Origin of the sequence: Streptomyces sp. WMMC940 (assembly GCF_027460265.1) — a bacterium.
Classification (GTDB): domain Bacteria; phylum Actinomycetota; class Actinomycetes; order Streptomycetales; family Streptomycetaceae; genus Streptomyces.
This window is the reverse complement of record NZ_JAPZBC010000001.1, coordinates 3296931-3320019: the sequence shown is the minus strand read 5'-3', so window position 1 is coordinate 3320019 and position 23089 is coordinate 3296931. Positions and strand designations below refer to the sequence as shown.

At 72.5% G+C, this 23089-nt stretch carries 8 protein-coding genes and 2 pseudogenes; 2 read left to right on the top strand and 8 right to left on the bottom strand.

The window, feature by feature from the left end:
* The first annotated feature begins 134 nt into the window (after positions 1 to 134).
* Positions 135 to 2534 carry a BTAD domain-containing putative transcriptional regulator gene (locus O7595_RS14510; protein ID WP_332328161.1) on the top strand — a complete coding sequence of 800 codons (2400 nt, stop codon included), beginning with the start codon at positions 135 to 137 and terminating at the stop codon, positions 2532 to 2534.
* On the opposite strand, the gene O7595_RS14505 is transcribed toward O7595_RS14510, so the two are convergent.
* From O7595_RS14505 to O7595_RS14495, 3 genes and pseudogenes are all read right to left on the bottom strand, one after another.
* On the bottom strand, positions 2511 to 3698 hold the full coding sequence (locus tag O7595_RS14505) for a cytochrome P450 (RefSeq protein ID WP_269729104.1): 1188 nt from the start codon (positions 3696 to 3698) through the stop codon (positions 2511 to 2513). The genes O7595_RS14510 and O7595_RS14505 overlap by 24 nt on opposite strands.
* Positions 3699 to 3878: 180 nt before the next feature.
* Positions 3879 to 5417: a flavin monoamine oxidase family protein gene (locus O7595_RS14500; protein WP_269729103.1), complete on the bottom strand. Its 1539-nt coding sequence runs from the start codon at positions 5415 to 5417 to the stop codon at positions 3879 to 3881.
* A gap of 248 nt (positions 5418 to 5665) precedes the next feature.
* A pseudogene (locus tag O7595_RS14495) lies at positions 5666 to 6560 on the bottom strand (NAD(P)-dependent oxidoreductase).
* A 151-nt stretch (positions 6561 to 6711) separates the two neighbouring features.
* Between O7595_RS14495 and O7595_RS14490 the strand changes: the two are divergent.
* A complete protein-coding gene (locus O7595_RS14490; RefSeq protein WP_269729102.1) occupies positions 6712 to 7731 on the top strand; it encodes a helix-turn-helix domain-containing protein in 1020 nt (339 codons plus the stop codon).
* A gap of 44 nt (positions 7732 to 7775) precedes the next feature.
* Here O7595_RS14490 and O7595_RS14485 read toward each other — a convergent pair whose 3' ends face one another.
* The 5 genes and pseudogenes from O7595_RS14485 to O7595_RS14465 form a co-directional block, all read right to left on the bottom strand.
* The gene (locus O7595_RS14485; protein WP_269729101.1) at positions 7776 to 8204 is read right to left on the bottom strand and encodes a YybH family protein; all 429 of its coding nucleotides are present in this window, start codon (positions 8202 to 8204) and stop codon (positions 7776 to 7778) included.
* Positions 8205 to 8380: 176 nt separating this feature from the next.
* Positions 8381 to 9226, bottom strand: a complete 846-nt coding sequence (locus tag O7595_RS14480) for an NAD(P)H-binding protein (protein ID WP_269729100.1) — start codon at positions 9224 to 9226, stop codon at positions 8381 to 8383.
* A gap of 60 nt (positions 9227 to 9286) precedes the next feature.
* Complete coding sequence (locus tag O7595_RS14475) at positions 9287 to 10633, bottom strand: NAD(P)/FAD-dependent oxidoreductase (protein ID WP_269729099.1); 1347 nt, start codon at positions 10631 to 10633, stop codon at positions 9287 to 9289.
* Between the two features lie 54 nt (positions 10634 to 10687).
* The gene (locus O7595_RS14470; RefSeq protein WP_269729098.1) at positions 10688 to 17236 is read right to left on the bottom strand and encodes a type I polyketide synthase; all 6549 of its coding nucleotides are present in this window, start codon (positions 17234 to 17236) and stop codon (positions 10688 to 10690) included.
* A 69-nt stretch (positions 17237 to 17305) separates the two neighbouring features.
* Positions 17306 to 22978 (bottom strand): annotated as a pseudogene (locus O7595_RS14465) (SDR family NAD(P)-dependent oxidoreductase); the annotation flags it as partial.
* Positions 22979 to 23089: the final 111 nt, after the last annotated feature.

Below are 23089 nucleotides of genomic sequence, written 5' to 3'. Positions count from 1 at the left end.
TTGAGCAATCTTGAGAAATCTTGTGATGGGGGAAAGCGATGCGGTTTCGAATGCTGGGCCCATTAGAGGTCGTTTGCAGCGACCAGTTGGTCGGACTGGGCGGAACGAGACAGCGTGCGACACTTGGTTTTCTGTTGCTCAACGCCAACCGGGTAGTGGCGAGCAGTCAGCTGATAGAGGCGTTGTGGCCGGTCGGCAAAACGCCCCAGTCCGCCCGGAAAATACTGCAGAACTCCGTGTGGAGACTGCGCAGGGCGCTCACCCCCGATGAGCGCGACGCCGGCTGTATGGAGCTGTTGAGCCAGGCCCCGGGCTACATGCTGCGGGTCGAGCCGGACCGGACGGACCTCCACAACTTCCGGGGGCTCGTCGAGAAGGGCCGCGCGGAGCTCGCGGCGGGATCACCGGAGAGCGCCTCGCTGCTGTTGCGCGACGCACTGGCCCTGTGGCGGGGCCCGGTGTTGGCGGATCTTGTTGAAGCAGGAATTGACTGGCCCGAACTGACCTCCGTCCGGAACACCCGGCTCGACGCTCTGGAGGACTACTTCGAAGCGGAGTTGGCGTGCGGTCGTCATCACCGCATCCTGGCCGAGTTGGAGAGGACGGTTGCCGCCGAGCCGCTGCGGGAACGGCTCCTGGGCCAACTCATGCTGACGCTCTACCGGTCGGGGCGGCAGGCGGACGCCTTGGACGCCTATCACGGCGCCCGGACCGAAATGGTGGAAAAACTCGGACTCGAACCGGGCCACGCCCTCAAGGCATTGCAGCAGGCCATTCTCGTCCACGACCCGGCACTGGTCCCGGCCGCCGTCCGCCAGCAGATCGACCTGCTCATGACGGGGGCCTCCCGGGACCGCGCCGAACCGGGCCCCCAGGGCGCACCGGGCGATCTGGAGCCCGTCCCCGCGCAGCCCAACGCATCCGCCGCACCGGCCGAACCCCTCGACCGCCGGGTCGCCGACCGCGCGACACCCGAGACGCCCGCCCCCCCGCCGCCCACCGCCGAACTGCCGGCCGCGGCGGCGCCCGTGTTGCCGGTGCTGCGGACCATGGTGGCCGAGCGCAAGGACGTCAGCGTCCTCATCGTGCGCGCCCAGCTCGGCCCGGAGGACGGCGCCATCGACCCCGAGCTGATCGACGAGGCCGCCGAGAACGCGGCGACGGTCATCCGCGAGGAGGTCGAGTGCCTCGGCGGTACGGTCACGGCCTCGATCACCCCCATCTGGCTCGCCCTGTTCGGGGTGCCCCGCACCGGTGAGGACGATGCCGAGCGGGCGGTACACGCGGCGATGACGATCCGCGACCGCCTCGGTGTCGCGGCGGGCCCCGCCGGAGCGGCCACTCCCGCCGCCCCCGGGCTCTCCGTGCAAGCCGCGGTCGCGACCGGCGAGGCGCTCGTCCGCTACCAGCCCGACCACGGCGAGGTTCCGCCGTCGGTCAACGGCGCCCTCCTCGACGAGTGCCACACCCTGCTGTCCCTCACGCCCGCCGGGGAGATCCGGGTCTGCGACGACACCCGCCGCGCCACCGAGTTCGCGGTCACCTATCACCGGGGCGACGCGGCCCCCGGCTGGCAGGTCGGGGGTTTCCGCCAGGAGTACGTCGCCCTGCACGGCGTACCCGTGATCGACCGCGAGTACGACCTGGACGTGCTGCGCGGCTTGTTGCAGCGCACCCGGCACCAGGCGACGCCACACCTGGTGACGGTGCTGGGGGAGCCGGGTATCGGCAAGACCCGGTTCATCATGGAGTTCGAGCGGCGGGTCGCGGCCAACCCGGAGGCCGTACGGCTGCTGGTGGTGCGCAGCCCGCCCGTCATCGGCGAGGAGCCGCTGGCCGTCCTGTACGACCTGGTGGCGTCCTGTTGCGGGATCCTGCGGGGCGACTCGGCCGAGACGACGCGGGCCAAGCTCACCGCCACCGTCGAGCGGCTGTTCGAGGCCGGGGAGGAGCGGCAGTGGATGCTGGAGTGTCTGCTCCCCCTCCTCGACGCCGAGGTCTGCGCGAGCACGCGGGTCGCGGTCGTCGACGTCCTCGCGGCGTCACGGCGGCTGCTGGCGGAGATCGCGGGGCACGGCCCGCTCGTGGTGGTCTTCGAGGACCTGCACTGGGCCGATGACGTCCTGGTGGACTTCGTCGAGGACCTCGTGCCGTCGGTGGGCTCGCTGCCCCTGCTGGTGATCGCCACCGCCCGGCCGGAGCTGCTCAAGCGGCGCCGGGAGTGGGGCAGCGGCATCCGGCACGGCCTCACGCTCACGCTGGAGCCGATCTCCGACGCGGCCATCGACCGGCTGCTGGAGTTCCTGATGTCCGCCACGGCCGGTGGCCTGAACAACTCCGCCGGGGGACTGCTGGAGGCGCTGCTGGAGGGAGCGGGTGACGATCCGGCCGCCCGGCGTGCCCAGTTGCGCCGCATCCTGGCCTCCGGCTCGGCCTCCCTCAGGGACGAGCGGTGCGGTCCCGGCGCGGGCGGCCCGCAGACCGCCGCGCCGGACCTGTGTCTGCCGAGGTCAGCCGGACACCCGTACCGGTAGCCGGGTGGGCGAGATCAGCTGCCGGGGGTTCTCGAACTCCAGAGAGCCGGTCCTGTCCACCGCGATGTCCCGGTATCGATCCATCAGGATGTTCAGGGCGATCTTCGCCTCCAGCCGGGCCAGCGGCGCGCCGAGGCAGAAATGGATGCCCTGCCCGAACACCAGGTGGCTGGTGGTGCGGTGGATGTCGAACCGGTCGGGGTCGGGGAACCGGGAGCCGTCCCGGTTCGCGGCCCCGATCCACGGCGTCACCAGCGACCCGGCGGGGACGGTGTGACCGCCCAGCTCGGTGTCGGCCGTGGTGATCCGGGCGAGCCTCGGGAACGGCGGCCGCAGCCGCAGCACCTCCTCCAGCGCGCCCGGCAGCAGCGAGCGGTCCGAGCGCACGGCGGCTCCGACCTCCGGGTGCCGGTCGAAGAGGAGGACGGCGTTGCCGATGAGGGCCATCGTGGTGGCGTGCCCGGCGAACATGGTCAGGCCGGTGACCCCGACGATCTCGCCGTCGTCCAGGTACTTTCCGTCGACCTCGGCGGCCGCGAGCCTGCTGAGCACGTCGTCGGTGGGGTTCTTGCGCAGCCGTCGTACGTGCTCCAGAAGATACGCGTTCATCTCCCGCACCGCCGGGACGACTTCGTTCTCCAACTGTTCCTGGGGGACGGTCGCGGCGTCCACGGTGCCGAGGGCCTCGCCCCACACCCGGAACAGCGGCTCGTCCTCGACCGGCAGGCCCAGCAGCTCCAGGATCACGTTGATGGGCAGCGAGTAGGCGAGCGAGTCGATCAAGTCGAAGCGGTCGGCGCCGGCCACCCCGTCGAGCAGGGCGTTGGTGATCTTCTCGATCCGGGGCGTCAGCCCGGTCACGGCCCGCGCGGTGAACACCGAGCTGATCACCGAGCGGAGCTGGCGGTGCCGGGGCGGGTCCGTCGTCACCAGATTGCCCATGTCGAAGAAGTCGAGATCGGGCTGCGGTGGATTGAAGGCGTGCGCGGTGTCGGAGGAGAAGGTCGTCGTGTCGGCGAGGATCCGGGAGATGTCGGCGTGGCCGAACACCTGCCAACCGTTTTCCGGGTCCCGGTGCACCGGCTGGGTGTCGAGCATCGAACGGAACCAGGCGAACAGCGACTCCGCCGGATCTTTTGCGAGAGTGTCCGAAGTTATGCTCATGGTCCTGACCTTATCCTCGGGTTTCCAGGTGCACGGTGAATTCATCGGGCATAAAAGGAATGCGTGAGAGATCTGAAACCGGCAGCGGACCGAAGCCCGCTGCCGGTGGTGCGGCGCCGGTCACCGAAGACCGTCCGTAGACCGTCGGCAGATCATGGGGAGACCGGGCGGGGAAGCGGGTCAGAACGCCGACATCGAGCGGTACAGTCGGCGGTCGACCTGCGGGGCCCGCAGGGCCGCCGCGCTCGTCAGGCGCTCGATCTCGTGGGTGGTCAGGAGCTTGCCGCCGGCCACGCGGATGCCGGACTCGACGGCGCCGTCCATGTAGCCGCTCCAGCCGTCGGCGATGTCGCCGCCGGCGAACTTGACGCGGCCGTGCGGCTTCTGGATGTCACGGTGCAGCCTGGTCAGCTGGAACGGTTGGCGGAAGGCGCCGACTCCCAGCGCGAACTCGTCCGCGTGCCAGTCGTGCGCCGTGTAGCCGCGCAGTTGGGCGTCCGGGAGGATGTCCTTCACCGCGGCCTCGACCTGCTTGCGGTCCCGCACGTCGAAGGTGTCCTTGACGCTGAACGCGACCACCGGCTGGCCCACGTCGAAACGGCCCATGATGCAGATCGGGTGCCCCTCCGGGGCCTCCGCGACGAAGCGGTCGGCAGGCTGCTTCAGGTCCAGCCACAGCTTCTTCTCGTGGGGCACGCCGATGCCCGCGGTGGAGGCCGTGCGGTGCGCCTTCGGCAGCCCCGGACTGAACTTGATCGTCTTCCATACGTTGACCGGTACGGCCATGATGACCTCGGGGGCGACGAACTTGTTCCCGGCGCGGGTGACGACGCGGACCCGTCTGCCGTCCTGCTCGACCGCGGCCACGGGGGAGTTCAGGCACAGTGTGGGTGCCGCCTCCGCCAGGATGGCCTGGAGCAGGGAGACCGTGCCGTACTTCGGTCGGTAGGTGTTGACGCCGTGGAAGCTGTCGAAGTTCCAGCCGGACAACGCCCACCACTGGGTGAGGTGGGTCAGCGCGCCGCGCTTGCTGGAACCGCCGTACAGCGAGGTCGTGCTGGTGAGCCGGATCTCGTCCTCCGGGGGGTACTTCAGCTGGTCGAGCCGGTCGCGAAGGGAGAACCCGTCGTGCTTGCGCACCAGGTCCTCCCGGTAGAGCGGCTCGTAGGGGCGCTCGAAGTACTCACGGTTGCCGTCCTCGAAGAACGGGGTGAACAACTCCTTCTGACGGGCGTACGCCTCGGCCGGGTCGTACTCCTGGAACCCGTCGAGGGTGGGCAGGATGCTTCGCTCGACACCTGCGTCGGCGACGATCGGCAGCTTGTAGCGGTTCAGCTCCCGCCACACGTACGGCTGCAGTGGGTCGACCCAGGCGCCGCCGCGCTCGATCTGCTGCCCCTGATAGACGTCGGTCCAGGTCCGTCCTCCGATGCGGTTGCGCGCCTCGAGCAGCAGGACGCGCTTGCCCTGGGCCTTCAGCTCGCGCGCGGCGGTGACCCCGGCGAGGCCGGCGCCGACGACGATGACGTCGAAGTCCTTCTTCACCGCCGCCGCTGCCGCGGTCGGCTGCGCGACGGCCGCGCCCGCCGCGGCGACGAGCGTGGTGGCCCCGGCAGCCTTCAGCAGGGTGCGCCGTGGCAGCCGCGTCGCGGTCCGGCCGGAACCGGACGCCGTCTTCTCGTTGGCCGATATCGCGCCGTACTCGTTGGCTGTACTCACATTTCTCCTCGATGTGTCGCCGGCGTGAATGCCGGGCACTCCCCCGGATCCTCGGACTGTGTCCGGAAAACGCTGCCAACCTAGTCAAGCAGCGGCGATTTTCGGTCTTCCCCGAGTAATTCCGTTTGAGAGGCGGCAGGGGGATTGTCGGGGATTGAAATGTGAGAATTACGTGCAGGTGGAATGCAAAAAAACCTCCGGGGCACGGCGTCTGGGCCGTACCCCGGAGGCCGGGTGGAACGCGTCGGTCAGGCGGAGGGCTTGCGGAACTGCTCGATCAGGGCCGCGTAGCCGCTGTCGGCGTGGCCGTCGGCCACCGCTCGGTCGACGAGCGCCTTGAAGAAGCGGGGCAGTTCGGCGCTGATGCCGAGCGTCTCGCTCTCCTCGGCGAGGTGCTCCAGCGCGTCCTGGTGGACCGTCATGGTGGCATCGCCCGCCGGGTACTTGCCCTCGTCGATCTGCGGGGCGTACGCGGTCACGTACTCGGTGACCACGTTGATCATCGTGTTGGCCAGCGGGGCGAAGGTGGTGGCCTTCACCTTGGCGGTGCCCAGCAGGGCGGCGCCCTGGAGGAAGCCGTTGAGGATGCCCCACATGATGCCCAGCAGCGACATGTCGTAGAGCGCGGACAGCCCGTGGTCGGTGTCCAGGTACGTGGTGCCCGCGGCGCCCAGCGCGCGCAGGGTCGCCTCGTGCTCGTCGAACGCCGCCTTCGGGCCGCTGTACAGCAGCACGGCGGCGTCGGTGGCGATGTCCGGCGGGATCGCCATGATGGCGCCGTCGAGGTAGGTGGTCCCCACGCCCGCCGCCCACTCGGCGGTCTCGCGGGGCCTGCGTCGACGTGCCGGTCGTCAGGTTGACCACGACCTTGCCCTCGAGCGAGCCGGCCAGCGGGTCGAGCAACTCGCGCACGGCGGAGTAGTCCGTGACGCAGAGGACGACCAGCGGGCTCGCCGCGATCGCGTCCCCGACCGAACCGGCGCGCGTGGCACCCCCGGCGACGAGCTGGTCGGCTTTGGCGGCCGTCCGGTTCCACACGGTGGTCGGGTGCCCCGCCTTGAGGAAGGCAGCGGCCAACGCCTGGCCCATCAGACCCAGGCCGATGACCGACACCGGAGCTTGGGCTGCTTTGGTGTTCGACATTGCGTACTCCCGTTCCAATTCGCACTGTGGTTTGCATGGTTTGCATCTCGGCGATGGTCAACCCGCTGCCAACACCCTCGCACCGCGGTGCGGCGACGGACAGTGGCAGAAGTGCCGACCTTCGCAAAATTCCTGCCGTAGGCTTGCCGGTATGAATCCTGGGTCTGTCGCCATCGCTCTGGTCAACGACACGGACATGCAGGTGTGCGAGGTCTACGAGACGGCCATCGCCTACGCGGTCTTCGGTGATCCCCAGCCGGATCTCGCCGACCCCTGGTACGACCTGCGGGTGTGCTCCGTGACCCCGCCCTCCGCCGCCGGTCCGGCACGGGGGTTCTCCGTCCGCACCACCCTCGGCGTCGAGGACCTGGTCACCTCCGGCACCGTGATCGTGCCCTCGGTACCGGACGCGGTCGTCAACCGGGGCGAGTCCCTTCCCGCCGAGTTCGTCGACGCGCTGCGCCGCGCCTACGACGCGGGCGCCCGCATGGTGTCCCTGTGCACCGGGGCGTTCGCACTCGCGGAGGCCGGGCTCCTGAACGGCCGCCGGGCCGCGGCGCACTGGCTGAACACGGCCGATCTGGCGAAGCGCTACCCCGAGGTGGAAGTGGACGACTCGGTCCTCTACGTCGACGAGGGCCGGGTCCTCACCAGCGCCGGGATGACCGCCGGACTCGATCTGTGCCTGCACATCGTGCGCAGCGACCTCGGCGCCCATGTCGCCAACCAACTCGCCCGCCGGCTGGTGGTCTCCGGCCACCGCCCCGGCGGCCAGGCCCAGTTCGTGGACCTCTCCGTCCCGGTCACCGACGACGACAGCCTCGCTCCCGTCATGGACTGGGTCGCCCGCCATCTCGACCGGCCCCTCACCGTCGACGGCATGGCCAAGCAGGCCGGGGTGAGCACCCGGACCTTCTTCCGGCGCCTCCAGGCCGCCACCGGAATGACCCCGCTCAAGTGGCTGCTCAACCAGCGCCTGGCGCACGCGCAGACCCTGCTGGAGACCACCGACCTGTCGATCGACCGGGTCAGCGAGTTCAGCGGTCTCGGCACGGCGGCCAATCTGCGCCGCCACTTCACCCTGCACGTGGGGGTGACGCCGACGGACTACCGCCAGTCCTTCGGATCCGCACCGGTCCGCCGCAACGCCCTGTCCGGCGGGCGACGTTGAGCCGACGGGGCCCGGACACCCTGTCGCGCCCGGGCCCCGGGAGGCTACGTCCCGGCGACCTCCTCGGCGGTGCGGGGACCGCTGGCGCCGTAGGGGTTGTCGATGACGTAACGCCAGTTGCCGTCCTCGCCGCGCTGGAGGACGTCCACCGCGACACCCTCCAGGTGCTCCGGCTCGCCGTCGGCGTCCCTGGTCTCCATCGACCACTCGACGATGAGCATCGCCGTGTTACCCGTCACCAGGGTCTGGAGCACCTTGGCGTCCACGGTCGGGCCGTAGGACATGAACTCCTTGACCCGGTCCCGACGGGCCTGGCCCGTCAGCGGCACACCCGGTTCCCAGACGCCGACGGCGTCCTCGGTGTACATCGAGTTGACGGCGTCCGCGTCACCGGAGTTGAACGCCTCGCCGAACATCTCCTGATGCGTCTCGATGTCGCTGGACAAATACTTGTCGTACCTTCCGCTGGCCATGGTTGAGCCGCTCCATTCATTCCCCCGAGAGGGAGTCCGGACGAGTGATGACAGTTGGACATCGGGCGGATTGGGCATCGCGCCGCGCAAGTGGACCCGTTGAACGCTACTGGCCGTCCGGAACGACCGGGCCGCACTCCGGTAACCACCCCCGACCAGTGGCGAAGAGCTGACGGTTACTGGACCGAGACCGCGCCCCAATCGGTCTCGGCGGCGTATACGCGGAAGTCGCGAGGCTCTCGACCGAGAGCCCGCTGCACACCGTCGGAGAGATATGCCGTCCGACCGTCACGAACGGTGTCGAAGATCTCGTTCATGAAGTCCGCGAAATCCCGCGCATAACCCCGCTCGACAAGATGCCGGGCGTATTCCTCCGGGCTCACCACGACCGAACGGATCTTTCGGCCCGCCGCTTCGGCGATCAGGTCCACGCACTCGGCGAACCTCATCAGCCGCGGGCCGGACAGGACGTACAGCTCGCCCGCGTGCCCCTCCTCGGTCAGCGCGGCTACGGCGACGGCCGCGATGTCCTCGGCGTCGATGAACGGTTCGACGCCCTCGCCGTCCGGCAGGATCACCTCGCCGGCAGCGATGTCCGGCGCCAGCAGGCGATCCTCGCTGAAGTTCTGCGAGAACCAGGTCGGCCGCAGGATCGTCCACTCCGCCCCCGACTCCCGCACCGCCCGCTCGGCGGCGAACCTGCTCTCGTCGTGGGCCCACTGCTCCAGCGTCCGCGCAGACAGGAACACCAGTCGCCCCACGCCTCGCCGCGTGGCGAACGCGGCGAAGTCCGCGAGGAGTTCGGCCGCGTGCGGCCCCTGCTCGTCCACCACGTAGACCGCCTCGACGCCCTCGACGGCCGCCGCCCACGTCTCCTTGTCCCGCCACTCGAAACGCCGGCTGCCCGAGCGGGACGCCACTCTGGCCCGACGCCCGCGCTCGGCCAGCTGCCGTGCGACCCGGCGGCCCGTCTTGCCCGTACCGCCGAGCACCAGAACGGGAGTGTCGGTCGTGTCGTTCATGTCACCTGCCATCAGAGAGAAATCGTCACGGAGAAGGTCGGGGAGATTCGGGGAGAAGGGTCAGCGGGCCTCGGCCACCAGGGGCGCGTCCGGGGACGCCGCGCGGACGGCCGCCTGGATCTCCGGGGCGACGAGCGCCTCCGGCGGATCGACCAGGAAGACCACGCGGGCGTACGCGGTCAGCAGCGAGGGATCGCGGGTGGCGGCCTCCAGGAGCTGCTCCACGTACGCCTGCTCCGCCCGCCACTCCTCGGTGCGCTCGCCCTCGACGCCCGGGAAGGCGAGGTCGGCGCCGGTCGTCATCGACCACACCGCGTCCACGGCCCTCTCGGCGAGGTCGGCGAAGTACTCCTCGGCACTCGGCGCGCCCGGCCGGGACACATGGTCGCGCAGGACCACGGCACCAAGGGCGGCGACGGTCATGCCCTGCCCGTACACCGGGTTGAAGCTGCACACCGCGTCGCCGAGGACGAGCAGACCGGCCGGGAACGAGGGCATCAGCTCGTAGCGGCGGCGCAGATTCGCCGGGAAGCGGTACGCGACCGGATCACCCAGCGGCTCGTGGTCCTTCACCGTGTCGTAGATGTCCGGCGCGGACAGCGACTTCAGGAACGCGAGGAACCCCTCCGAGTCATGGGGCGGGTAGTCGCCGACGAAGCCGTACGCCGTCACCACGGTGCGGCCGCACTCGATGCCGGCGCAGATCGCGCCGCGCCCGGTCTCGGGCGACGCGACCACGTCGATGGAGATGTCGTCGCCCATCAGCTCGGGCGGCAGCCGGAAGTACTGCGTCGTGTAGCCGACCCCGATCCGCTGCTGGTCCTCCTCGACCTCCGGGAAGCCCAGCTCCGTCAGCCACGCCGGGGTCCGCGAGCGCCGACCGGTGGCGTCCACCACCAGGTCGGCGTCCAGCCGGTGCGACCGGCCACCCTCCACCACCGACACCCCGACGACGGTCCGCCGGTCGTCCGACGTCAGCAGCCCGGTGATGTCGTGCCGGTGCAGGAACGACACGTTCGGCAGCGCCCGTACCCGGGTCCGCACCCGCTGCTCCAGATACGGTCGGCTCATCGACAGCAGCAGCATGTCCGAGTGGGGCCGCGGCATCCGCCGCCCCTCCATGACCCAGCGCACATTGCCGGTGACGTCGCCCGTCACGGCCCCGGTGGAGACCAGCTCGTCGGTGATGCCGGGCAGCATTTCCTCGATGATGTGCCGGCCGCGGGCCAGCAGGGCGTGGACGTGGTTGCCCTGCGGCACGCCCTTGCGCGGGAGGTCGTCGTCCCTCAGCTCGTCCCGGTCCACCACGACCACGTCGTCGTACGCGTCCGCCAGCACGCGCGCCGCCAGCAGCCCGGCCATGCTCGCGCCCAGGACGATCGCGCGGTTTCGATCAGATGTCCCCACGGTTTTCGCTCCTCCAAGGTGTAGAGATCCGAAGCCGCGCGAAGCGGGCGCGGCTCATGCGCCGGCCACCGGCACCAGGTGGGCGCCGGCCTTCGGGAAGTAGCCGGCGCGCACGAAGAACTTCACGTACGTGTCGAACAGTTCGGGTCCGATCCGCGGGCACTCGATGCCGGTGCCGGCCAGTGCCCGCTCCGTCTCCGACACGTCCAGAGGCGGGTACGTCGCCCGGTCGTCGCCCGCCATGAGGGCCTCGAAGGCGTCGAGCAGCGGTACCAGCGCGTTGTCGCGGTCGGCCCGCACCCGCTCCCGCCAGCTGTCCCAGTCCACGACGGGCAGCTCGTAGCCGTAGGACCGCAGATACCCGATGAAGTCGGCGAAGGCCTGCTCCTGTTCGTTGAACAGGTGGAAGGTGCCGCCCGCGGCCTCGTCGCTCGTCGCCAGCGTGGTGATCGTCCCGCTGACGTAGTCCACCGGCACCATGTGGAAGGACCCGGCCAGCCGGTCGGGCACCGCGCCCGCCTGGAGCAGGCCTTTGAGGCTCAGCCAGACGAAGTCCTTGGTCTGGCAGGCACCGGCCCGCTGGTCGCCACAGACCACGTCCACCCGGTACACGGAGACCGGCAGACCGCGCTCCCGCGCTATCCCGATGACCTGCTCGGCGACCCACTTGCTCTGGAGGTACCCGTTCCACAGCGCCTCGGCGGGACCGGTCGGGTCGGTCACCTTCGCCGGGACGCCCTCGGCGCCGGGTGCAGGCGGAGGGAAGACACCGCTCGTCGACACGTGGTGCACCGGCACGGTGCGGTGCCGGGCGGCGAGCCGCAGCACCTCCCGGGTCCCGTCCACATTGGGCCGCCGAAGCTCGGTGTACGGCCGCAGCCAGCTCACTGTGGCGCCCGCGTGGTAGACGACATCGACGAATCGCGCCAGATCGTCGAACTCGTCCTCGGTCAGGCCCAGCCGGGGCTCGGCGAGGTCGCCGACGACCACGGAGACGCGGTCCGGGTCGATCTCGTCGAGGAGCTCGTACCAGTCCAGGTTCGCGCGCAGACGCCGCTCGGCGTCGGCCCGGTCGGCACCGCGCACCAGGCAGTGCACACGGGCACGCGTCGAGCGCATCAGATCGCGCAGGAGGAACGCCCCGAGGAACCCGGTGGCGCCGGTCAGCAGGATCTCCCGGGGGTCGACGGCGACCCGGCTGATATCGCTCGCCGGCCGTACGTCGTCGTCGAGCCGCACCTCCGCCGCGAAGTCCACGGAGGTGGGGGCCGGGGCGGTGTCGGGCGCGGTCCTGAGCAATGCCGCGCACAGGTGCTTCGTCAGTGCGGCCGGGGTGGGGTGCTCGTAGACCACGGAGGCGGGAAGGCGGACGCCCGTCGCGGCGCTGAGCCGGTTGCACAGCTCCACCGACATCAGCGAATCGAAGCCGAGTTCGGTGAAGAGCCGGTCGGCGCCGACGGCTGCCGCGTCACGGTGCCCGAGCACCAGGGCGATCTCGCCGCGCACGAACTCCGCCACGGCCTCCTGCCGCCCTTCCTCGGGCAGTTGGTCGAACCGGTGCGCCGGCGACCAGGTGCCCGCTCCGCCGGACCGGGCGGAGGGGCGGGCCGGTGTCCCCGCAAGACCGGCGAGGACGAGCGGCACCTGAGCGGGTCGGGCGCGCAGGGCGGCCACGTCGAGGGGCGTGGCCACCAGCGCCGACCGGCCCAGTCGCATCGCGGCGTCCAGGAGACCGGGGCCGTGCTCCTCGGCCACCGGCAGCAGACCGGTGCGGGCGATCCGCTTCCGGTCCGCCTCGCTCAGGGCGCCACCCATGCCGCCCTCCGTGTCCCACAGGCCCCACGCCAGCGACATAGCGGGCAGACCGCTCGCGGCACGCTGCTCGGCGAGCGCGTCCAGGAAGGTGTTCGCGGCCGCGTAGTTGGCCTGGCCCGGGCCGCCCACGAGACCCGCCACCGACGAGAACAGCACGAATGCCGACAGGTCGTGTTCGAGCGTCAGCTCGTGCAGGTTCCAGGCCGCGTCCACCTTGGGGCGCAGCACGGCTGCCAGCCGCTGTGGGGTCAAAGCCGCGATCATCCCGTCGTCGTTCACCCCGGCCGTGTGCACGACCCCGGTCAGCGGATGCTCCGCGGGAACGGCCGCGAGGAGGGCGCCGAGAGCCTCCCGGTCGGCCAGATCACACGCCGTGATCATCACCTTGGCGCCCAGGCCGGCGAGCTCGTCGGCGAGTTCGTCCGCACCGGGAGCCGCCGGGCCGCTGCGGCTGACCAGCAGCAGCCGGGTCACCTGGTGCTCGCGGACGAGATGCCGGGCGAAGAGGGCGCCGAGCGCACCGGTACCGCCGGTGATCAGGACGGTGCCGTCGCGCCGCCAAGGAGAGGTCGCCGGTTCGTCGTCGGCCGGCGACAGCCGGGCCACACGCGGGACCAGCACCGTGCCGCCGCGCACCGCGACCTGGGGTTCGCCGGAGGCGACGATCGAGGGCAGGGCCTTCGCCGACGCCGGGTCGTCGTCCAGGTCGACCAGGACGATCCGGCCGGGCATCTCCGACTGGGCCGAGCGCAGCAGACCCCACACCGGTGCGGCGACCAGGTCGGACACCCCGGTCCGCCGATCAGCGCCCCGGTCGGTGGCGACCGCGCCCCGGGTCACCACGACCAGCGGGGTGTCGGCGGACCGCTCGTCCGACGGCCACGACTGCACGAGGGCCAGCGCTCGCCGCGTCGCCTCCTGCGCCCGCGCCGCCACGTCACCCCCCGGCGCGAAGACGAACGCGGCGAGCAGCGCGTCGAAGGGGTCCGGCGAGTCCAGTGCCGCCTCCACATCGGCGAACCTGCGGACGTCCTCCAACCCGAGGTCCCCGCTGCCCGTCTCCAGCACGGCCAGCGCGGCGCCGTCCCGATCCGCCGGAACGACCGGGTTCCACGCGACCCGGAACAGGGAGTCCCGGGACCGTGACCGGACTCTGGCGACATCGGCCTCGTCGACCGGGCGGACGACGACCGAGGCGATCGAGGCGACCGGCCGCCCGGACGGGTCGGCCAGCCGGACCCCCCAGCCGCCCTCGGCGCCGGGGGTCAGCTGCACCCGCAGCACCGAGGCACCGACCGCGTGCAGCCGGGCTCCGCGAGCCTGTGTGACGACCCCGCCCCGCCCGGCCGTGCGCAGCGTGCCGTGCAGGGCGGCCTCCAGCAGCGCAGGGTGAAGCCCGTATCCGTCGACGTCGGTGTCCTCGGACAGAGCCACCTCGGCGAACAGCTCCCCGTCGCGGTGCCACGCCGCCAGGACGCCCGGGTACGACGCCCGGTCCCCGTGTGCCGGGTCGATCGCCTGCGCGCCCACCGGCGGCCACGCCTCCAGTTCGTACGGGGTCTCGGGGCCGGCGGGGCTCAGGGTGCCCGAGGCCGCGACGGTCCACGCCGGACGGTCCTCGTCGGTGCCCGTGTGGACGGTGAAGGCGCGAGTGCCCTTGGCGTGCGGCGCACCGACGGTGAGCTGGACGCGTACACGGGCCCGTTCGGGCAGGAGGATCGGGTGGCGTACCGTCAGCTCGTCCACGACCGTGCAGCCGACCTGGTCGGCCGCCCGGACCACCATGTCCAGCAGGGCGGACACGGGCAGCGCGACGTCGCCGCCCCGGCTGTGGCCGGCCGGCCACGGCGCGGAGTGGGCCGTGAGCCGGGAGGTGAGGACCAGTTCGTCGCGGCCGGCGATCTCGACCACCGTGTCCACCAGCGGATGCCCGGCCGCGCCCGCGGAGCGCCCGGACGGCTGGGCGATGGCCGGCTCCAGCCAGTACCGCTTCCGCTGGAACGCGTAGCTCGGAAGATCCACCCGCCGTCGGGGACCGGCCGGGGCGAAGAAGGCCGGCCAGTGGACGGGTACCCCCGCGCTCCACAGCCGCCCCAGCGCCGACACCACCGCCATCCGCTCGGACGAGCCGGACCGTACGGCGGCCACGGCACTCACGGGACCGAGACCGGACACGCAGTCGTCGACCATCGCGGTGAGCACCCCGGCCGGGCCCAGCTCCAGTGTGGTGGTCACCTGCCGCTCGGCGAGGGTGCGGACCGCGTCGAAGAAACGGACCGGCTGTCGCACCTGTTGGGTCCAGTAGTCGGGCGAGCGCAGTTCCTCCCCGGCGAGGCGTCCGGTGACCGTGGACACCAGGGGGATCTCCGGCGGGTTCAGGGTCACGCCCCGCACGACCCGGCCGAACTCCTCCAGCATCGGCTCCATCAGCGGAGAGTGGAACGCGTGGCTGACCACCAGTCGCTTGGTCGCGCGGCCCCAGGAGCGGACCGTGGACGCGACCGCCGCGACCGCGTCCGCGTCGCCCGACACCACCGTGGAGGAGGGGCCGTTGAGCGCAGCGAGGCCGGCGCGGCCGTCGGTCTCGGCGAGCAGCGGTTCGACCTCGTCGGCAGTGGCCTGCAGCGCCACCATCGCCCCTCCCCGCGGCAGCGCCTGCATGAGCCGGCCCCGGGCGGCGACCACGGCCGCCGCGTCCGTGAGACTGAAGACGCCCGCCACGTGCGCGGCTGCCAGCTCGCCGATCGAATGCCCGGCGAGGAGGTCGGGCCGTACGCCCCACGACTCGAACAGCCGGAACAGCGCCACCTCGACGGCGAACAGCGCAGGCTGTGCGTAGCCCGTCTCATCGAGCCGGTCGCCCGACGCGATCACCTCGCGCAGCGGCAGGTCCAGCAGCGGGTCGAGGTGCGCGCACACCTCGTCGAAGGCCGCCGCGAAAGCCGGGAACGCGGCGTGCAGGTCGAGGCCCATCGCGGCGCGCTGGGCCCCCTGCCCGGTGAACAGGAAGCCCAGCCTGCCCGTGCCCGTCTCGCCGCGCGGCACGGGCCGAGCCCCCTCCTGCGGGGTGAAAGCGCGCAGGGCGGCCAGCAGTTCGGCACGGTCGCCGCCCACCACCACGTCCCGGTGTTCCAGCCCGGCCCGGGTGGTCGCCAGCGCGTACGCCACGTCCTCCGCCGATACCTCAGGGTGCCGCTCCACGAATGCTGCCAGCCGCTCCGCCTGCGCCCGGACGGCGTCGGCCGTCCGGGCGGACAGGGCCCAGGGGATGGCGGAGAGGGGGGAGGGGAAAGCGGGGTTCTCGCCGTCCGGCGACGTGCCCGCGGAAGGGTCCGCCGAAGCGCCGGAGGGTGCGGCGGCCGAGGCGTCCACCGGAGGTCCGGCCGCGTCGACCGGCCCGTCCACCGGCTCCGGAGCCTGCTCGATGATCACGTGTGCGTTGGTGCCGCTCACCCCGAACGCGGACACGGCGGCCCGGCGCGGGCGGCCCGTGCGGGGCCAGGGCCGCTCCTCGGTCAGCAGTTCCACCGCGCCCTCGGACCACTCGACCAGCGGCGTCGGCCGATCCACGTGCAGGGTCCTGGGGAGCACCCCGTGCCGTATCGCCTGGACCATCTTGATGACGCCGCCCACCCCGGCCGCGGCGACCGCGTGCCCGATGTTGGACTTCAGCGACCCCAGGTACAGCGGGCGCTCCGCCGGGTGGGCCGCGCCGTACGTGCCCAGCAGCGCCTGCGCCTCGATGGGGTCGCCGAGCCGGGTGCCGGTTCCGTGCGCCTCGACCGCGTCCACGTCGGCCGCGTCCAGCCGGGCCTCGGCGAGCGCCTGCCGGATGACCCGTTCCTGGGCGGGGCCGCTGGGCGCCGTGAGACCGTTGGAGGCGCCGTCCTGGTTGACGGCGGTGGCCCGCAGCACGGCCAGGACGCGGTGGCCGTTGCGTACGGCGTCGGAGAGCCGTTCCACGAGGAGCAGACCCACGCCCTCCGACCAGCTGGTCCCGTCGGCGGCGGCCGCGAACGACTTGCACCGGCCGTCGGCGGCGAGACCCCGCTGCCGGGAGAAGTCGACGAACCCGCCCGGCGTGCCGCTGATCGTCACTCCGCCGGCCAGGGCGAGCGCCGACTCGCCGCTGCGCACGGACTGCGCCGCGAGGTGCAGGGCGACCAGCGACGACGAGCACGCCGTGTCCACGGTGACGGCGGGCCCCTCGAACCCGAACGAGTACGAGATCCGGCCGGAGACCACACTGCTGAGCTTGCCGGTCATCAGGTAGCCCTCGAGCTCCTCGGGCCCTTCGAGCCCCAGGTACGTCTGGTCCACCGCGCCGACGAAGACACCCACGTTGGACGCCTTCAGCCCCGCCGGGTCGATGCCCGCCTGCTCGAACGTCTCCCAGGCGGTCTCCAGCAGCACCCGCTGCTGCGGGTCCATCGAGAGAGCCTCACGTGGGGAGATCCCGAAGAACGCGGCGTCGAAGTCGGCCGCGCCGTCCAGGAACCCGCCCTCGCGGGTGTACGACGTGCCCGGCGTGTCAGGGTCGGCGTCGTACAGCCCCTCCAGGTCCCAGCCCCGGTCGGCCGGGAACGGGGAGATGGCGTCCCGGCCCTCGGAGACCAGCCGCCACAGATCGTCGGCCGAGGCCACCCCACCGGGATAGCGACAGGCCATGCCGACGATCGCGACCGGCTCCAGCCGTCCGGACTCCAGCTCGGCGATGCGGTTGCGTGCCTTCCGCAGGTCGGCCGTGACCCATTTCAGGTAGTCGGCCAGCTTCTTCTCATCCGCCATGGGACAACTCACCCATCTTCTCGGGGACGGCAGTGACGGCAGTGCGGGACGTCGGGTCGGTGCGGGGCATCAGCTGCCCGCGCGGCCGAGTTCGTTGTCGATGAAGTCGAGGAGCTCGTCGGTCGTGGCCGACTCCAGCGGGTTCGCCGGACCGTGGCCGGGCGTGCCGCCCGACGCGTCCATCCAGCGCGACAACATCGTTTGCAACCGGGCGGTGACGGCGGCGTGTTCCTCCGCGTCGGCGCTTCCGGCGCGATCTGCGCCGACGGCCGTGGAGAGGATCTCCTCCAGTTTGTCGAGCTCGGCGAGGAGGGGTGTCCGCTCGGCGGGCTCCGGTCCGTCCCCGAGCCCGGCGAGCAGGAACGTGGTCAGGGCCGCCGGGGTCGGATGGTCGAACACCACGGTCGCCGGGAGCCGGATGCCGCTGACCGCGCCCAGCCGGTTGCGCAGCTGTACGGCGGTGAGCGAGTCGAACCCCAGCTCCTGGAAGGGCCGCTGGGCCTCGACAGCGGCCGGGTCGCGGAAGCCCAGCACGACGGCCACCTCGCCGCGCACCAGATCCAGCACGAACGCCTGCCGCTCGCCCGCGTCCATCCCGGCGAGCCGGTCGGCGAGGGGCACGCCCACGTCGGCACCGGCCCGCTCCGGGCGGCGGTCGGCCACCGGCACCATGGCCCGCAACAGCGGCGGAACCGCACCGCCGGACGCCCGTACCGCCGCGAGGTCGAACGGCACCACGACGAGCGCTGCATGACGGGACGTCAGCACGGAGTCGAACAGTGCGAGGCCCTCCGCCGTGCTCGTCGGCACGAAGCCGTCGCGGGCGAAACGGGACCGGTCGGCCGGGGTCAGTCCCGCGTTGATCCCGCCCTCGACCTCCCACAGCCCCCAGGCCGGCGAGCCGGCGGGCAGGCCCTCGGCCCGGCGTCGTTCGGCCAGCGCGTCGAGGAAGGCCCCGGCGGCCGCGTAGTTGGCCTGGCCCGGACCGCCGAACGCGCCCACGACCGACGAGAACAGCACGAACGCCGCCAGCTCGTCCCCATGGGTCAGCTCGTGCAGATGCCAGGCGGCGTCCGCCTTCGGTCCCAGCACCGCTGCCAGCTGATCGGGTGTCAGTGCCGGGAGCAGACCGTTGTCGAGGACCCCGGCCGCGTGCACGACCCCGGTCAGTGCGTGCTCGGCCGGTATCTCGGAGAGCAGCGCCTTGAGTGCGTCACGGTCGGCGACATCGCACGCGGCGATCCGCACCTCGGCACCCAGCCCGGTGAGCTCTGCACGCAACTCCGCCGCCCCGGGGGCTGTTTCACCCCGGCGGGAGGCCAGCAGCAGCTGCCGGACGCCGTGCGCGACGACGAGATGCCGGGCCACGGCGGCGCCCAGCGCCCCTGTGCCGCCGGTGATGAGGACGGTGCCTTCCGGGAGCCGGCGGAGGGCCGTTCCGTCGCCCGCGTCGGCCGGTGCGACCCGGTGCAGCCGGGGCACCAGGAGCCGGCCGTCGCGCACGGCGGCCTGCGGCTCGTCCGTGGCGAGCAGGGCGGCCAGGAGCGCCGGTGGGACGTGCGCGGCGTCCGCGCCCGTGTCAGGGGCGTCCACGAGGACGATCCGGTCCGGGTTCTCCGACTGCGCCGAGCGCACCAGGCCCCGGACCGCAGCCGCGTCGAGGTGGGGCACCTCGCCGGCCGTGGCGGCCACGGCTCCCCTGGTGACCAGCACGAGCCGGGTCGCGGTGAACCGCTCGTCGGCCAGCCAGGTCTGGAGCAGGGCCAGCGTCCTCCCGGTCGCTGAGTGCACACCGTCGACGACCTCGGTGTCGTTGCCGGCCGCCGGGAGATGGACGAGGAGGGCGTCGACGGCCGTACCGGAGTCGACGGCACAGCCGAGGGCGGCGAGGTCGTCGTAGTAGGGCACGCCGGACTCGCCCTCGTACGCCGTGTGCGCCGCGTACGACACACCGGGCTCCTCGTCCGGGAGGCGCCGCAGCGCCGCCCAGGAAACGGATCGGTCCGGCTGCCGGGTGGTGAGCGGTGTCCAGATGACGTGGTGCAGGGCGCGCAGCGGGCCGGGGCCGCCCACGAGTTCCGACGGCTCGAAGGAACGCCGGACGACGGAGTCGACGGTGGCGACCGGCGTCCCGTCCGGGCCGGTCAGCACGACGGACACGGCCCCCGCCTCCCCGGCGCTCTCCCCGGCCGGGGCGAGCCGGGCGCGTACGACCGTCGCGCCGGAGGCGTGCAGCCGAACCCCACGCCAGCGGACCGCGAACGGCTCGCCCTCGGCCGTGGCAAGGGCGGCCTCCAGCAGCGCCGGGTGCAGAGCGTGGCGGCCGGCGTCCGCGGCGTACTCCTCCGGGAGCCGCACTTCGACGCCGTCGGTGCCGCCGGCCGGGCCGGTGGCCGTGCCGTCCTCGGCGCGCACGGTCCCGGAGGCCAGCTCCGCCCACTCTCCGGTGTCCTGGTCCGGCAGGGCGTGCACGGTGACGGGGCGTCGGCCCGAGTCGTCCGGGGCGCCGACCCGCACCTGGAGCGGGACCTCGCTGCCGTCCGGCACGGCGAGCGGGCCCCTCACGGTCAGTTCGTCCAGCACCGGGCAGGCCACCTCGTCACCCGCTCGGACGACGGCGTCGACCAGGGCCGCCGACGGCAGGACGACGGTGCCGGACAGGGTGTGCCCGGCCAGCCACGGAGTAACGGCCGCCGGGATCCGGCCGGTGAACAGCACCTCGTCGGCGCCGGCCACCGGGACCGCCGTACCCAGCAGGGGATGGTCCGAGGAGCGGGGGCCCGCCACGTGCACGGGTGCCGACTGCTCCAGCCAGTACCGCTCGCGCTGGAACGGGTACGTCGGCAGTTCGACGGGGCGCACCGGCAGGCCCTCGAACACCACCGGCCAGTCCACCGGCACCCCGGCCACGAACGCCTCGCCCAGCGCGGCCAGGACCCGGTCGGCTCCGCCGTCGTCGCGGCGCAGCGAACCGACGATCGTGACGTCCGTGCGCAGGGCGTCGGCGGTCTCCTCGATGCTGTGCAGCAGCACCGGGTGCGGGCTGCACTCGACGAAGACACCGTGACCGTCGTCCAACAGGGCCCGTGTGGTCGGCTCGAACAGCACGCTCTGCCGCAGGTTGGTGTACCAGTACGTGGCTTCCAGACCCGTGGTGTCGAACAGGCCGCCGGTGACGGTGGAGTAGAACGGTATCTCGGCCGGGCGCGCCTCGATGCCCGCCAGATCGGCCAGCAGCCGGTCACGGATCGACTCGACGTGCGCGCAGTGCGAGGCGTAGTCCACCGGGAGCCGCTTGGCGCGGCCGCCGTCGGCCAGGATCGCCTCGCGCAGCTCGTCGAGGGCGTCGGCGTCACCGGAGAGCACCACCGACGTGGCGCCGTTGACGGCGGCCACCGCGACCCGGCCGCCCCAGCCGTCGATCAGCTCGCGCGCCCGGGGCTCGGGCAGGGCGACCGACATCATGCCGCCCCGGCCGGAGAGGTCCTCGGCGATGGCCCTGGCCCGCAGGGCCACGATTCGGGCGCCGTCGGCCAGGGACAGCGCGCCGGCCACACATGCGGCGGCGATCTCCCCCTGGGAGTGGCCGATCACGGCGGCGGGCCGCACCCCGTGGGCCCGCCACACCGCCGCGAGCGACACCATGATCGCCCACAGTGCGGGCTGGAGCACATCCACCCGCTCCAGCGGCTGCCGGGCCCGTACGGTCTCGATCAGATCCCAGTCGGTGACCGGCGTGAGCGCCGCCGCGCAGTCGGCCATGGCGGCGGCGAACACCGGTGACGCGTCCAGCAGATCGGCCGCCATGCCGGTCCACTGCGCCCCCTGCCCGGGGAAGACGAACGTGACCCGCGACTCGCCCGCACGGGTGCCGCGTACCACGTTCGGCGCCCCGGCACCCTCCGCGAGAGCGGTCAGTCCGGCGGTCAGCGCGTCGGTGTCGGCACCGACGACCACGGCCCGGTCGTCCAGCGCGGCACGCGTGGTGACCAGGGTGTGGGCGATGTCGGGGACGCGGGCGGGAAGGAGGGCAGGGTGAGCGGTGGGGTTGTCGGCCGTCAGGTCGCCGCTGTGGAGGACCTGGGCGGTGGTCCCGCCGGCCACCAGGAGGTCGAGCAGCTGCCGGGCCCGCGCGGCGAGAGCGCGCTCGCCCCTGCCGGACAGGACCAGCGGGAGTGGGCGGCCGGGCCAGGCGACCGACTGGTCCCCGGCAGCCTGCGGTGGGGCCGCCGGGCGCGCGTCCGCGCTCCGCGCGGCGGCTCCGGCTCGGGCCACGCCTTCGGTGCGGGCACCGCTCGCGGCCCCGGCGGTCCCCTCACCGTCGTCGACCTCTTCGGCCGGCGCCGGCGCCGGTTCCTCCGCCGCTTCCTCGACGATCACGTGCGCGTTCGTGCCGCTGAAGCCGAACGACGAAACGGCGGCCCTGCGTGGACGACCGGTCTCGGGCCACGCGCGGGCCTCGGTGAGCAGCTCAAGCGCACCCGTGTCCCAGTCGATGTGCGGGGAGGGCTCCTCCGCGTGCAGCGTCCTGGGCAGAACCCCGTGGCGGATCGCCTCGACCATCTTGATGACGCCGCCGACGCCGGCCGCGGCCTGGGCGTGTCCGATGTTGGACTTCAGCGAGCCCAGCCGGAGCGGCCGGTCGGCGGGCCGGTCCCTGCCGTACGTGGCGAGAAGGGCCCGTGCCTCGATCGGGTCGCCGAGTGTCGTACCGGTGCCGTGCGCCTCGACCACGTCGACGTCGGCCGGTGACAGCCCCGCGCTCGTGAGCGCCTGGCGGATCACCCGTTCCTGGGCGGGGCCGTTGGGCGCGGTGAGCCCGTTGCTGGCGCCGTCCTGGTTGATCGCCGACCCGCGGATCACGGCCCGCACCGGGTGGCCCTCGCGCCGTGCGTCGGACAGCCGGGCGAGCAGCAGCAGACCGACGCCCTCGGCCCAGCCGGTGCCGTCGGCGGACGCGGCGAAGGACCGGCACCGGCCGTCGGGTGACAGCCCGCGCAGCCGGGAGAACTCCACGAACGACGTAGGCGTGGACATCACCGTCACCCCGCCTGCCAGCGCGAGGTCGGCCTCGCCCCGGCGCAGCGCCGTCGCCGCCAGGTGCAGGGCGACCAGCGAGGACGAGCACGCGGTGTCGATCGTGACCGCCGGGCCCTCCAGACCGAAGGCGTAGGCGACCCGGCCCGAGGCGACACTGCCGGCGCTGCCGCCGTAGAGGTAGCCCTCGAACTCCTCTGCCGGCAGTCGGGGCCGCGAGCCGTAGTCGTTGTACATCGCCCCGACGAACACCCCGGTCCTGCTGCCTCGCACCGACTCCGGCACGATGCGCGCCCGCTCGAACGCCTCCCACGCCGTCTCCAGGAGCAACCGCTGCTGGGGATCGGTGGCCAGCGCCTCACGGGGCGACATCCCGAAGAACTCGGGGTCGAACAGGTCCGCGTCGTGCAGGAACCCGCCGTACCGGGTGTAGGACTTGCCGACCGCGTCGGGGTCGGGGTCATGGAGGTCGTCGACGTTCCAGCCCCGGCTCTCAGGGAAGGGGGACACCGCGTCGACGCCGTCGGCGACCACCTGCCACAGCTGCTCGGGGGAGCGCACGCCACCGGGGTAGCGGCAGGCCATCCCGATGATCGCGATCGGCTCCTGCTCCCGCTCCTCGACCTCGCGCAGCCGCTTGCGGCTCGCGCGGGCGTCGGCGACCGCTCGCTTGAGGTACTGGCGGAGTTGGTTCTCGTCGGTGGTCACGTCGTCTCAGCTCCAGAGGGAAGGTCGGCGCGGGAGTCGTGGGGTCGCCCGGGCCCGTCCCAGGGGGGACGGGCCCGGGCCGGTCCGGGGGACCGGACCGTGCGGCCC